This window comes from Serratia myotis (assembly GCF_027474885.1).
GTDB lineage: Bacteria > Pseudomonadota > Gammaproteobacteria > Enterobacterales > Enterobacteriaceae > Serratia > Serratia proteamaculans.
The window spans coordinates 2149853-2163230 of record NZ_CP099707.1 but is presented as its reverse complement, the minus strand read 5'-3'; the positions used below and the strand labels follow the sequence as shown (position 1 = coordinate 2163230).

The 13378-nt window shown below is 53.6% G+C and carries 9 protein-coding genes; 2 read left to right on the top strand and 7 right to left on the bottom strand.

All coding sequences use genetic code 11. From position 1 onward, the window contains the following. Positions 1 to 123 precede the first annotated feature (123 nt). The 4 genes from NHG65_RS10275 to ebgR all read right to left on the bottom strand — a co-directional run bounded on the left by NHG65_RS10275 (position 124) and on the right by ebgR (position 6448). Positions 124 to 1614 carry an amino acid permease gene (locus NHG65_RS10275; protein ID WP_219015959.1) on the bottom strand — a complete coding sequence of 497 codons (1491 nt, stop codon included), beginning with the start codon at positions 1612 to 1614 and terminating at the stop codon, positions 124 to 126. 121 nt (positions 1615 to 1735) lie between these two features. Continuing rightward, complete coding sequence (locus tag NHG65_RS10270; RefSeq protein WP_207977786.1) at positions 1736 to 2188, bottom strand: beta-galactosidase subunit beta; 453 nt, start codon at positions 2186 to 2188, stop codon at positions 1736 to 1738. Next, on the bottom strand, positions 2185 to 5280 hold the full coding sequence (ebgA, locus tag NHG65_RS10265; protein WP_499183268.1) for a beta-galactosidase subunit alpha: 3096 nt from the start codon (positions 5278 to 5280) through the stop codon (positions 2185 to 2187). Before ebgA ends, NHG65_RS10270 begins: the two co-directional genes overlap by 4 nt. A gap of 187 nt (positions 5281 to 5467) precedes the next feature. After that, on the bottom strand, positions 5468 to 6448 hold the full coding sequence (ebgR, locus tag NHG65_RS10260) for a transcriptional regulator EbgR (protein WP_261415853.1): 981 nt from the start codon (positions 6446 to 6448) through the stop codon (positions 5468 to 5470). Between the two features lie 362 nt (positions 6449 to 6810). On the opposite strand from ebgR, the gene ygjJ reads away from it, so the two are divergent. Then, entirely contained in the window at positions 6811 to 7881 is a 1071-nt protein-coding gene (ygjJ, locus tag NHG65_RS10255; RefSeq protein ID WP_499183267.1) for a protein YgjJ, read from the top strand. A 17-nt stretch (positions 7882 to 7898) separates the two neighbouring features. Next, positions 7899 to 10271: an alpha-glucosidase gene (ygjK, locus tag NHG65_RS10250; RefSeq protein WP_499183266.1), complete on the top strand. Its 2373-nt coding sequence runs from the start codon at positions 7899 to 7901 to the stop codon at positions 10269 to 10271. A gap of 50 nt (positions 10272 to 10321) precedes the next feature. Here ygjK and NHG65_RS10245 read toward each other — a convergent pair whose 3' ends face one another. The 3 genes from NHG65_RS10245 to NHG65_RS10235 form a co-directional block, all read right to left on the bottom strand. Further along, positions 10322 to 10747, bottom strand: a complete 426-nt coding sequence (locus NHG65_RS10245) for a universal stress protein (RefSeq protein WP_099062374.1) — start codon at positions 10745 to 10747, stop codon at positions 10322 to 10324. 165 nt (positions 10748 to 10912) lie between these two features. Further along, positions 10913 to 12319 (bottom strand): cytochrome-c peroxidase, encoded by a 1407-nt coding sequence (locus NHG65_RS10240; RefSeq protein WP_499183265.1) that lies wholly within the window; start codon positions 12317 to 12319, stop codon positions 10913 to 10915. A gap of 332 nt (positions 12320 to 12651) precedes the next feature. Next, the gene (locus tag NHG65_RS10235) at positions 12652 to 13170 is read right to left on the bottom strand and encodes a hypothetical protein (RefSeq protein WP_499183264.1); all 519 of its coding nucleotides are present in this window, start codon (positions 13168 to 13170) and stop codon (positions 12652 to 12654) included. Between the last annotated feature and the right edge of the window lie 208 nt (positions 13171 to 13378).

Here is a 13378-nt window from a genome sequence, read left to right as displayed (position 1 = left end):
CCGAAGTTGCTGCCTAAAGCGACGGCTTTCACATATGTCTTGAAAAAAAATGGCGGCCTGTGAACCCGGCCGCCCTTTAATGCCCTCAGCCAACGCCGAGGGGCCAGTTTAATCAATGATGGATCACAAAGCGGTACAGCTCAGATCGCCCGCCGGCGCCTTTTTGCCATCCTGCGACTCAAGCACAATTTTCGCCAACGGCGTGTCCTCGTCATAGCGGGCCTGAGCATCCAGACTCTTGGAGTAGCGGTTGTATTTCCACCAGGCGTAGCCGAGGAAGATCACCAGGCCACCGACGTTATAAAACACAATGGTCACAATGCTCGCCCCGGTGGGGAAGGTTGAAGCGACAAAGCCCACGGCAAAGATGACGATCAGCGTGCTGACAATCGCGATCCCCTGCAACCGGGAGCCCATCTTGAAATCACGCTGCACCCGGTCGTACTTTAAACGCAGATTCAGGTAGGCCAGCATAATGAACAGCGGCGGCAGCATGGATGCGGCGGCGGTCATATTGATCAGCGTGTTCATCAGGTCCTGCACACTGTCAGAGCCCAACGTCGGGATCAGCATCAGTGGGATCACGATAAAGAACTGCAACCAGGCGGCGCGGGTCGGCACACCATGCTTATTCAAGCGGATGGTTTTCTCGCCAAAGATACCTTTCGGGATCTCGGTAAAGAAGATTTTTACCGGCGCTGCGGTCCACATCAGCAATGAGCCAAACATCGCGGTAAAGGAAATCAGACCGACGAAACGGTTCATCAGCACCGCCGGCAGGCCAAAGTGCGCCGACAGCCCTTCAAATACCTGCACCGTACCGCCGGTAAAGTGCAGATCGGTACGGCTAACGAACACGTTAAGCAGTAAGGATGAAACCGAATACAGCACGCCGATCACCAGCCCGGAAAGAATGATCACTTTCACAAATGAGCGACTGCCGCCCTTCACGTCATTGACATACACCGCCACCGACTCGGCCCCGCCCGCCGCCTGGAAAATCCATGCGGTGATACCGAGGAAGGCCCAGTTAAAGTTGGGGGTGATGGCTTCCACCGTGATCGGGTTGGCCGGTTCGATACCGCCAATCACCGCCGCACCGGCCAGGATGATGTAAGAGAAGGTCAGCAACAGCATCAACGAAGAGGTGACCGAGGTCATTGGTCCCAACAGCTTGGCACCGCTGTTGGAAATATAGGTCGAGAACGCAAACAGGAAAATACTAATGATCGCGGTGGTCAATGGCGTAAAGACGTAGTCATAGCCCAAGAACGCGTAAGAAGCGTAAGCGATGACCCTCGGCAGCAGCGCGGTAAAAAAGAACAGATTCACAAACCAATAGGTATAGGCGGTCATAAACGCCCAACGCCCGCCCAGGGCGCTTTTTACCCAGGCGTACACCCCAGCCTCAGAGTTCTTGTTCAGTGACACGAACTCGGCAATGATCAGACAGAAAGGAATAAAATAGATAATGGTCGCCACCAGGAAAACCGGGGCGGAGGCAATGCCAAGCTGAATATTATTATTGATCACATTATTGAAGCTGAACACTGCCGCGAACGTCATCGCCAGCAAACCGAACTTGCCGATAGTATTTCTATTCGACACAGCCATAGACACTCTCCGAAATTTTGTAGGGTACTTAATCGGTTTATTTCCCTGGGTCTTTCAAGCTGCAGCCTTGCCAACTGCAACCTGAAAGCGAAAGGACTTATTTTTTAATAAGAGATTTCCGCTATTTATTGAGGAAATAGCTGTCTTCTACCGTCACTTTTAAAATGACTTTTTTTACCTGGTGACTCTGTTTAAATCGATAAGCCTGGTGGTTCTCAAAAATAACCACCTTGCCCTGGCCCACAGGATGTAACTCGCCCTGCCCGTTGAAAAACTCGCGATCGGTTTCGTCCTGATAGGCCACCACCGAGGTCAGTTCGCACTTGTCGGCCACCTCAATCGTTTCCTGGCCGGCCAGATAATAGTGAACATCAAAATAGCGACGATTCCCCTCCAGCCAGTCATGCTGTTGGCTCGTGCCGGAGGCCAACCGGTAAACCAGCGAATCTCCTACCGAATAAAAGACATTCGGCTCGATGTGATTAATATTATTGATGGCCTCCATACAGCGTTGCCATTTTTTCCCGGCGCGGTAAATAAGCTGAAACTCCGCTAATGATTCGATAATAATCATAAGTTCGCCTCTTCTGACTGAGCGTTATTATTGGCCGGTGCGAAATGATATCCGGCCAGCGTGGAAGCCTCAGTTTCCTGCCGGTTAAAAGGCACCAGCGTAAAGCCGTAACTGAACGGCGACAGATAAACCCGATAGGAGTCCAACACTTCCGAGCCCCAGGAGTTGGAGCCCAGACCCAGGATTTGATCGTCGAGGTTTAGCGTCAGATAGTCGCTTTCTCGCAGTTCATTAATATGTTGAGCCTGATGCAGCATCTCGGCGCTATAAGGCCACAGGCTGAAATTGATCGGCCGCCGCGGCTGGATAAAGATCCCTTTGCCGTTACCGTCCTGCAGACTCAACCAGCGCACCTCTTGCCGATTGCCGTTATCCTGCGGGAACGGATAATGCTCAAACAACTCGCCCACCCGCTGCTGATAATGGCCGATCAGGTTGGCCTGACAGCTGTCCTGGTAGTTTTCCCCCGGCCCACGGCCGTAGTATTCCACCTGTTCGAAACGGCGGCTGAGGCCGAAATCCAGGCCAATCTTCGGGATCACCTGCTGGAAATTGCCGTAAGGCTCGCCAGACAGATCCAGACTGACGTGGCCCTGCGGAGATATCTGCCAGCGGTAACGGCAACGCATACCAAAATCAAACACCGGTGGCGCAATCAGTGTGCGGACTTCAATCACCACATCGTCCCCCTGTCGCTCCCACTGCAGGCTGCGGAAATGGTGCTGCATGATCTGCAGATGGTTCGGCTGCCAGATCCCCTCATACTCCTGCTTATGGTTGTCGATTACCGGCTTGAAGAAGGAAAGATGCGGCGCACGCCCCACTACTTCATCCCCCGATACTTGCCACGACAGCAGTTCGCCGCTCAGGCGCGAGAAGGTCAGGCTAAAATTGTCGCCGCTGACGATCATTTGATGGTTTTCGTCGTGGCATTGCAGCGCAACAGTCTGCTCGCCGATCGGTGGCGGGCTGAGTAACGGCGTGGCGGATTGCAGCAGATGCTGATACTGCCCCAGCAGCTGTCCGCTGGCGCTGTAACGGGTGGAGCTGTCTTTATACACCTCGACGTCAATGAAGGTTTCTTGCGCGCTCAGCGCCAATTCCGGCAGATGGATCTCTTCAAACTCGCCCGGTTGCAGGTGCGGCAGCTTGACGTCATAGCTGGCCAGTTGCCGACCACCGGCCTTGATGCTGACCTTGAGCGTAATGTCGGCCAGCGAACTGAACCAATAACGGTTTTTGACCCGCAGCACCGGCTGCCTCTCGCCGACGCCGCTCACCTCTACCGGACACAGCACCTGCTTGTATTCACGCAGGCCAGGGCCAGGACGCTGATCCGGATAGATCAGCCCATCCATGCAGAAGTTATAGTTATTCGGGTAATCACCATAATCACCGCCGTACTGATAGCGCTCACGCCCCTGCTCGTCATGACTCAGCAAGCCGTGATCGCACCATTCCCAGATGTAATGCCCTTGCAGACTGGCATGGCGGTTAAACACCGACTGGTATTCGAACAATCCCCCTGGCCCGTTGCCCATGGCGTGGGCGTATTCACACAGGATCCGTGGCTTCGGGTGAGGGTATTCACCAAACGCATTCATCATGGCCACACGGGAATACATGGTGCTGATCACGTCGACCACTTCCGCATCCCGGTCTTCTTCGTAGTGCACCAGCCGGGTGGCATCGAGCGCCTTGCAGCGTTTGGCCATCGCACGAATGTTACAGCCATACCCGGACTCATTGCCCAGTGACCAGATAATGATGGAGGGATGGTTTTTCTGCGCCATCACATGGCGTTCAATGCGCTCGACGTAGGCCTTTTCCCAACGAGGATCGTCGGTGATACGGCTAATATCGTCGACGTTGGCAAATCCGTGGCTTTCCAGATCGGTTTCCGCCATCACAAACAGGCCATAGATATCGCACAGCTCGTAAAAACGCGGATCGTTCGGGTAATGGGCGGTACGCACCGAGTTAATGTTGTGCTGTTTCATCAGCACGATGTCACGCTCAACCCGCGCCATATCAACGGCCCGGCCTTTGCGGTGATCGTGGTCGTGGCGGTTAACACCATGCAGTTTCAGGTAGCACCCATTGATGTGGAATAAGCCGTCACGCACGCTGATTTCACGGAACCCGACCCGTTGCGGCACCACAGACAACAGATTGCCGGCATTGTCGTACAGGCTGAGCAGCAGCTGATACAGGTAGGGGTGTTCCGCATTCCACTGCTGCGGCTGGCTAACCGGGATCTCAAACCGGCAGGTGGCATCCGGGCCAACACTGAGCTCATTCGCCCACTGTTCTGCGACGCAGGCCTCACCGTCAAATAACTGCGCCTGCAGCCGATAACCACTGGCCACACCCTGGCCCAGGTTCCGCAGTTCAACCTCTGCCGCCAGAAGCGCATCGCAATACTGCTCATCGAAGGTGGTGACCAGAGTGAGGTCATGAATGTGCGTGCGTTGCTGCCCGATCAGATAAACATCACGGAAGATGCCTGCCATCCACCACATGTCCTGATCTTCGATATAGGTCGAATCGGCCCACTGCATCACGCGCACGGACAGCAGGTTGTCCCCGGTTTGCAGGTAGTCGCTGAGATCGAACTCGGCGGTCAACCGACTGCCTTTGCTGAAGCCGACGTAGTGCCCGTTGAGGTAAACCTCAAAATAGGTTTCTACGCCGTCAAATTTGATGATGACCTGCTGATCGGCCCATTCGTCATCGAGGGTGAAATGACGTTGGTAGGCACCGGTCGGGTTGTTGGTCGGAACATAAGGCACGTCGATCGGGAAGGGATAGCCTTCATCGGTATATTGCAGTTGACCGTGCCCTTCCATCTGCCACATGCCCGGTACGGTGATTTCGCCCCATTCCGCCATCGGCTGGCGGTAGAACGCCTCCGGTACCCGCCCAGGATGATCGAAATAGCAGAACTGCCAACGCCCGCTCAGCAACCGGAAGCCCAAACTGGCGTTGCGATCAAAACTCAATGCCTGCCTGGCATCCCGATAGCTGAAGAAACTCGCCCGCGGCGGTAAGCGATTCTCCGACTGCTTTTCTATGTTTTCCCAATTATTCACGTCACGTCTCCCGACAGCTTTCAATGGGAGAACGATAGTAAATATTTAGTAAAAACTACAGATCATATTTACCTAATGACGACGGGATCACAATAAATATTAAATGTCTTTTTTAATCATGACGTTAATTTTTACTCTGGCGGGCGTCCCTGTGCAGCAGCCAACGGCATGCGGCACAGGGTGTTTTTCAGGCGACGGTAGTGTCGCGCAACTGAAGTGAGCTGGGGACGAAGATCGATAAAGGGACGGTTCGCTCATCGCGAATGCGCTCCGTCAACAGGTTGACGGCCTGGGCGCCCATGGTTTCTGAAGGAATACGCACCGTTGATAAGGCAGGGAAAATAAAGCGTGCAGTGGGAATATCGTTCACACTGATCAGCGCAATCTGCCCGGGAACCTGGATCCCATTTTCATGCAGGGCGCGCAATACGCCGATAGCGATAGAGTCGGTCGCCACCAACAGGGCCGGAGGATAATCGGTAGCTCGCTCCAGCATTTGCCGCGCACACTGGTAACCCGCCTGGCTGCTGAAATCACCGGTGTAAATATCCTGGGGCTGTACTACGTTTTTCAGCCGGCCATACTCGACAAACGCCTGCTCGCGTTGGTCGGCAAAGGCCGGATCGTCGCGTCCGCCGATAAATCCAATGCGTGAATAGCCGCGCCCGATGAAATAGTCGATCACCTTCTGACTGATTTGGTACAAATCAACATTAACGCAGTCGAACTGCGGATCTTCAACCACGCCATCCAGGAACACCACCGGCACTTTTTGTTGGCTCAGTTGCTCGTGCAGCACAGGTTGCGGCCGACCGATAACCAGCAGACCGTCCGCCGCAGGCAGCGGTTTTTCACCGTTGAAGTCGTAGCAGGCCACCAACGAAATACCCAGCTTTTCGCATTGTGTTTCAATGCCATAACGCATCGCCAGATAGTAAGGATCGTTAATCTCGATGCCTTGCTTATAGGTGAACAGCGCGGCGAATGTTAGCCGGTGCCCGCTGTGACGTTTTGAAGGCTGGACTTTGTATTCGAGACGCTCCGCGGCTTCCAGAATTTTTTGCCGGGTTTGCGCTTTCACGCTCAGAGTGGGGTCGTCATTCAGCACTCGCGAAACGGTAGCAACAGACACGTTCGCAGCTTCTGCGATTTCCTTCAGTGTGGCCATAAAGTCTCAATGGATAGACAAAAACGCTAGCTTACCGGGACAGCGCCGCAAGGTATACGCCCTGCTGACCCCTCCCCCCAGAAACTTCCCCATCGCGCCCTGTGCGACGGTTCAGCCTGTTCGCAATACCACTAGCGAAGATACCGATTTCATCCTTTGTGATCAAGTTAACGATTTACTGATTTAGCGATATTTTTTACTAAATATTTTACTAATATAACTGCCGTTTTACCGTCTTGCTTAAGACGGTTTTTTATCTCCTCCCAGGGAAAAGGGGCCGACCCACAGGGCGTTAATGGATCACGTTGACAGGCATCTCGCCATGTTGACCGTCCAATACCCCCAAACTGATGCGTGTCCAAATGAAAATAAGAGCTAATAATAAATTTTTACCCGCTTTACTGCTGATTTTACCGCTGGAATTAACGGCGCAGGAGTCCGTGGTCCCCGCAGAACATAACGTCCTCCCGCCGCCAGAGTTAACAACCACCGAGGCTACCGCCCTGCGCTTTTACGGTGAGCTGGGCATCGGCGGCAGCGTCTATCTCAACGGTGAGCATCAGCATAAATACAGCGACGGCACCTACATCGAGGGCGGGCTGGAAATCAAACACGGCCACTGGTTCGGCCTGATCTACGGCGAGGGCTGGACGGTACAGGCGGACCACCAGGGTAATGCCTGGGTACCGGACCACAGTTGGGGTGGCTTTGAAGGCGGCATCAACCGTTTTTACGGCGGCTATCGCACCGACGACGGCACCGAAATGATGCTCAGCGTACGCAATGACTCCTCACTGGATGATTTGCAATGGTGGGCCGACTTTACCCCGGAATACGGTTATGTGATCCCCAACACCCGGGATCTCTCCTATGCCGCCAAGCTGCAAAATCTGACCGGGAAGTTCCGCTACAGCATCACCGCCGCACCGGAAAGCCGCATTGATGAGAGCAAGGCATTACTGCACTTTGGCAAATATGACCGCTACTCGGACAAGTACACCTACCGCGCCATGGTCAACGGCTACACCCAATACGATCTGCAGGAAGAACTGACGTTATTGAACGGCCTGGAAATCACCGACGGCATGGGGCAACTGTACTTGCTGGGGCTGAAAGGCAAAAACCTGGCCGGACGCGTCTGGCACCACACCGGTAAGGGGGACAGCAGCAGCCACCCGGGCTCGGAATCAGGCCTGATGCTGAGCGCTATGGTTGAAGCCACCCAAGGGCTGTATTTCTCGACCGCCTACAGCTACGCCCGCCACCGGCTGGACAATGCGCCGGACACCGTCACCTCTTACGCGCAGGCCGGTATCTGGTACGAGTATGGCGGCGGCAAATTCGCCACCGCGCTGGACAGTAAATTCTATATGACCAACGACAGCACCGACGCCAGTAACTCGGTGTTTCTGATGCAGTATTTTTATTGGTAACCGACAAGGCAAATATAATGAATATGATGAATAAACTGCCGCCTTTGGCCGTGGCTATCACTCTGGCAATATCGGGCTGCTCCTCGCACCCGGGTAACGAGAACACCTTGCGGGCAGACGCCTACAAAAATGTGATTAATCGCAGCGGCGCGCCGCACTACATGCTCGATTATGATTTTGATGAACATCAGCGTTTTAACCCGTTCTTCGATCAGGGCGCCTGGCACGGTCATTTATTGCCTGACGGCCCAGAGGGTGCCGGCGGCTTCCCCGGTCCGGCACTGCTCACCGAAGAGTACATCAACTTTATGGCCAATAATTTCGATCGGCTGAGCCTGTATAAAAACGGTAAGAAAGTAAATTTCAGCATGACGGCCTACAGCATTCCCGGTGCGTTGATCCAGCAACTCACCGCACCAGGGATCACCGTCAATCTGACGTTACGTTTCGCTAGCGCACGCACCTCGCTGTTGGAAACCCAAATCATCACCGATACGCCGCTGGAGCTGGTGTGGGATGGCGCACTGCTGGAAAAATACTATGCCAAACAGCAGAAACCGCAGTCACCTCAGACTATCGAACAGGCCTTCCCAGGCTACACGCGACATATCCTGCCGACCGCAGATGGCCTGCGGGTCACCTTTGGCAAGGTGCGTGCGGCCTCGCAGCTGATGACTTCCGGTCAGTCCGAATACCAAATTCATAAATCATTGCCGCAGCACACCAGGGTGAACGGCCATCAGTTCACCGCCACAGCCCAAATTTCTGGCTCTACCACCCTTTACACCACCTACTCTCACCTGCTCACCGCTGCTGAAGTGCAGCAGGAACAGGGAAAAATTGCCGCTATCCTCGCCAACCCGCAACAGTATATGACCGCTTCGGCACGGCGTTGGGAAAGCTATCTCAGCAAAGGACTCACCAACCCACACGCCACCCAGGCACAGGAACGTGTGGCGGTGAAAGCGATAGAGACATTAAATGGTAACTGGCGCGGCGCGGCCGGAGCGATGAAGTTTGATTCGGTGACCCCTTCGGTGACCGGGCGCTGGTTCTCCGGCAACCAGACCTGGCCCTGGGATACCTGGAAGCAGGCTTACGCCATGGCGCATTTTAATCCTGATGTCGCCAAAGATAATATCCGCGCGGTGTTTGCCTTCCAGACTCAGCCGGATGACCCACTTCGCCCATGGGATGCCGGTTTTATCCCCGATCTGATCGCCTACAACCCCAGCCCGGAACGCGGCGGTGACGGCAGCAACTGGAACGAACGTAATACCAAACCCAGCCTGGCGGCCTGGGCGGTGATGGAGGTGTATAACACCACCGGCGATAAACAGTGGCTGGCCGAGATGTATCCGAAACTGGTCGCCTACCACAACTGGTGGCTGCATAACCGCGACCATAACGGCAACGGCGTACCGGAATATGGCGCAACGCGGGATAAGGCGCACAATACGCCGGATGGCCAGATGCTGTTCACCGTGAAACTCGGGCAGCATGAGAAAACGCTCGCCGGGTTGAACAACTACGATCGGGTGGTGCGTTCCGGCCACTACGACAGCATCGAAATTCCAGCCCAGGTTGCCGCCTCGTGGGAGTCGGGCCGCGACGACGCTGCCGCCTTTGGTTTTATCGACCCGGATCAATTGGCCCGTTATCTGGCAAAAGGGGGAAAAAGGCAGGACTGGCAGGTGAAATTTGCCGAAAACCGCGCGCCGGACGGCACCCTGCTGGGCTATTCATTGCTGCAGGAGTCGGTGGATCAGGCCAGCTACATGTACAGCGACAACAAGTATCTGGCCGAGATGGCCGATATTCTGGGTCACAGCACCGATGCCACCGCCTTCCGCAGCAAGGCCGATAAGCTGGCGGATTACATCAATACCTGCATGTTCGACCAATCCAGTGGCTTCTTCTACGACATTCGCATCGAAGATAAACCGCTGTCCAATGGCTGTGCCGGTAAACCTATTGTCGAGCGCGGCAAAGGGCCGGAGGGTTGGTCACCGCTGTTTAATGGCGCTGCCAGTCAGCAACATGCCGATGCGGTGGTTAAAGTGATGAAGGATCCCCGTGAATTCAACACCTACGTGCCACTCGGTACGGCGGCGCTAACCAACCCGGCTTTCGGCGCAGATATTTACTGGCGTGGGCGGGTATGGGTAGATCAGTTGTATTTCGGGCTGAAAGGAATGGAAAGCTATGGCTACCGTGCCGATGCAATAGCCATGGCACAGGCTTTCTTCAACCATGCCGACGGGCTGGTGACTGACGGGCCGATCCGCGAAAACTACAATCCGCTGACCGGTATGCAGCAAGGGGCCCCCAACTTCTCCTGGAGCGCCGCGCATCTGTATATGTTGTATAACGACTTTTTTACCCAGTAATCTCGCCGTTACCCTGCCAGGCCGTTCAACTGGCAGGGGTTTCGGTCGGACTAGGATTTAATCGGGATCACCAGCACGTCGACATTCAACTGGTTAATCGCATGGCGGGTTGAGGAAAACAGTTTGTTCCACAGATCGTGGTGATGGCCGAAGATCACCAGATCAATGCTTTTATCCACCACCGCATTCTGCAATTGTTCAGTGAAATCACCACGCCCAATAATCACCTCGTTGATCGGGTAATTCACGTTTTGGGTCAACGGCTCCAGCTCTTTCTTGATCTTGTCGTCAAAAGACCCACCATCGTAGCTTTTCTCCGAGAAACCAATTGCCGCATGGTAGGTATCGTAATAAATATCCACGTAGATCAGGGAAAGTTTAGCCTGCAGCGCAGCGGCCAACCGCGCGCCTTTTTCCACCAGCCGTTTGCCATCTTCACTCAGGTCGGTAGCGATCACAATATGTTGGTAGCACATAGCGCCTCCTGTCATTGATTCAGTAGAGACCCCTGCTTCCGCTATAACATTAGCGTTATATCGTTACGGTTAATTTTAGTTCAGAACGAGTGACCGGCGAAGATATTACACTGGAATAGCCCCGTTGCCGGGGCCAGATGAGAAGACATTGAGTGAAATGCGAAGTTAACGACGTTGTTCCTGATTTTGCTGATAAGGGGTATAGACCCCGGACAGACTATTAAGGAAAGCGACAATATCATCCACGTCCTGCTGCGGCAGTTCGCTACCCACCTGATAACGCAGCATCAGTTTGACGGCCTGATCCAGCGTAGCGACATCGCCACGATGAAAATAAGGCGCGGTCAGCGCGACATTGCGCAGACCCGGGACCTTCTGACGCAATCTGTCACGCGCTTCGCTGGTGACATTCATTCGCCCAATATCTGCCGCGGTAATCTCACCAAAATTGAAATCACGCTTCAGCCCCAAGGGTTCAAAGGATCGCCCACCCAAGATGGTTCCTCCATGGCAAGTGGCGCATTTGTTGTCTTTAAATAATTGGTAACCGCGCTTTTGCTGCATCGTCATGGCATTCTCATCGCCACGCAGCCAACTATCGAAAGGTGAATCTGGGGTGATCAAGGTTTTTTCAAATTCGGCAATGGCATCCGTAATATTCTCGCCGCTGAATCCCTGCGGATAAACGGCGACAAAATCGCGGGTCAGCACCGGATCCTTGTCGAGCTTATTGATAATTTCATCCCAGGATTTGGAGGCCATTTCTATCGGGTTTAATGGGGGTCCACCGGCCTGTGCCTGTAACGTCGGCGCCCGGCCATCCCAAAATTGTTCGCTATTGAAAACCGAGTTAAACACCGTTGGTGCGTTAATCGGCCCCACCGCGCCACCCACGCCAATTGAGGTTTTTCTTCCGTCTACGCCCCCGGTATTGAGTGAATGGCAATGAGCACAAGAAAGCGTGCTATCTCCCGAAAGACGAGGATCGTGATACAGTCGAAAACCCAATGCCACTTTTTGTCCATCAACAGGCAACCCCTTGGGGATCGGTTGAATCGGTTCATTACGGTGCTGTTCCGCGGCCTCGTTGCTTGAGTAATAACGCGCCCGCTGTTGCGCTATCCAGCCGAGGATGATCTCCCGCTCCTCAGAATTTATCTGTCCCGCCCAATGCAAAGCTACATAGCGAGTCGGCGGCATGGTTTTGTGCTGCATGACCCACTCAATTTTATTCAGATCGCTTTGCATCGGCGGTTTATCTTTAATCAGGGCGCTGCGTACCGGCTCCAGACTGAAAGACGAGTAACCCAGACGAATATCGTACTCCATCAACTGCTTGGCTACCGGGAAAGAAGCGTAAAACGGAAGTTCGGCTGACGGGGTATGGCAATAGTCACAGCCCTTTTCCCTCAGCAACCCAAGCACCTGGTTATTCTGTTCCACAGAGGAACGGAGTACCGAACTATTCTGATTACGCTGGGTATCGAGGTACCAGACATAACCGCACAAGCCGAAATAAATTAGCGCAATCCCTGCAATGGAAATTGCCGAAATACGGATGACCTTTTTCATTTCTCTATCCTTATGAGACATTGCCGACCCAATAACCGCCGTAAACCATAATAAACAGCGGGGCAATGACATTATTGATAAACATCAATAATTCTCACAGGTGTAACCTATAGCTGAAATAGCACTGACCTATCAACGATGAATTTCAAATTCCACATAAATACTCAAAACATTAATTTAGCAAAGATAAAATCAGTACTCATTCATTAAATTAATGCCCATTGGAATAATTAAGCAATGCTAAAGCGATAAGAATAAAATAATTTTTTGACGGGGGGAAAGATAACCGCAGGCAGCACTCGCACAGAATAACTGGCGAGCGCTGCCTGAGATCAACGCACGCGCTGCGCTTCAAACCAAACGTTGCACACCGACAGGATCAGCGTGTTGGCATCTTTCAGCAGCACATTGTCTCCCGGTACGCCATCGGTGCCCTGATCGGTGATGCCTTTGATCTGGGTATCGGCATGCTGGATCATCACCCGCTCGACCGCCGGCGTACTGATGCCCAGCATCGGGAAATCGATATAGGAGCTGCTGCCGGAATTGTCTTCGACAAACTCCTGCGCCTCTACCGTGCTAACGGTGGCCCCTTCGTTTTTCAGCGCTGTACCGTTCCAGTTAAAGCCATCGGCCTGGTAACTGAGTTTACCGCCAATCAGGCCTTTCGCCTGTTGTTCGCCCCAGCAACCAACGGTTTGCGTCGGCAAGATCTTGCTGACATGCCAGTTGCCCAGCAGCGTTTTAGGGATAGGTTCCACCACCGCATCCGCCGCCTGCACCTGAGTCGCTGATACACAAGTCAAAACCACCAATGGCAGCAGCGCCTTGCGCCACATGTTAAATCGCATTTTATTTTCCTTTGGCTATTCGCGCCCCTGTCGGGCTTTCCGACATCATAATGAGCCGGTGGAACCTGCGTCAAAACAAACTGAGTATCAGGGCACAAACAGGGCGGATGCGGCTCATAGCAAATCGCTATTAATCATAGTGAATCAGTATTTTATTTTAGCCAGACGATTATCTAGAGTCACTGCCACTCTTCAGCCTGCAATAACC

What these genes read in the sequence shown, in the direction of transcription:
- NHG65_RS10275 (WP_219015959.1), bottom strand. Translation starts at nt 1,614, where the DNA reads ATGGCTGTGTCGAATAGAAATACTATCGGCAAGTTCGGTTTGCTGGCG.
- NHG65_RS10270 (WP_207977786.1), bottom strand. Translation starts at nt 2,188, where the DNA reads ATGATTATTATCGAATCATTAGCGGAGTTTCAGCTTATTTACCGCGCC.
- ebgR (WP_261415853.1), bottom strand. Translation starts at nt 6,448, where the DNA reads ATGGCCACACTGAAGGAAATCGCAGAAGCTGCGAACGTGTCTGTTGCT.
- ygjJ (WP_499183267.1), top strand. Translation starts at nt 6,811, where the DNA reads ATGAAAATAAGAGCTAATAATAAATTTTTACCCGCTTTACTGCTGATT.
- ygjK (WP_499183266.1), top strand. Translation starts at nt 7,899, where the DNA reads ATGAATATGATGAATAAACTGCCGCCTTTGGCCGTGGCTATCACTCTG.
- NHG65_RS10245 (WP_099062374.1), bottom strand. Translation starts at nt 10,747, where the DNA reads ATGTGCTACCAACATATTGTGATCGCTACCGACCTGAGTGAAGATGGC.
- NHG65_RS10240 (WP_499183265.1), bottom strand. Translation starts at nt 12,319, where the DNA reads ATGAAAAAGGTCATCCGTATTTCGGCAATTTCCATTGCAGGGATTGCG.
- NHG65_RS10235 (WP_499183264.1), bottom strand. Translation starts at nt 13,170, where the DNA reads ATGCGATTTAACATGTGGCGCAAGGCGCTGCTGCCATTGGTGGTTTTG.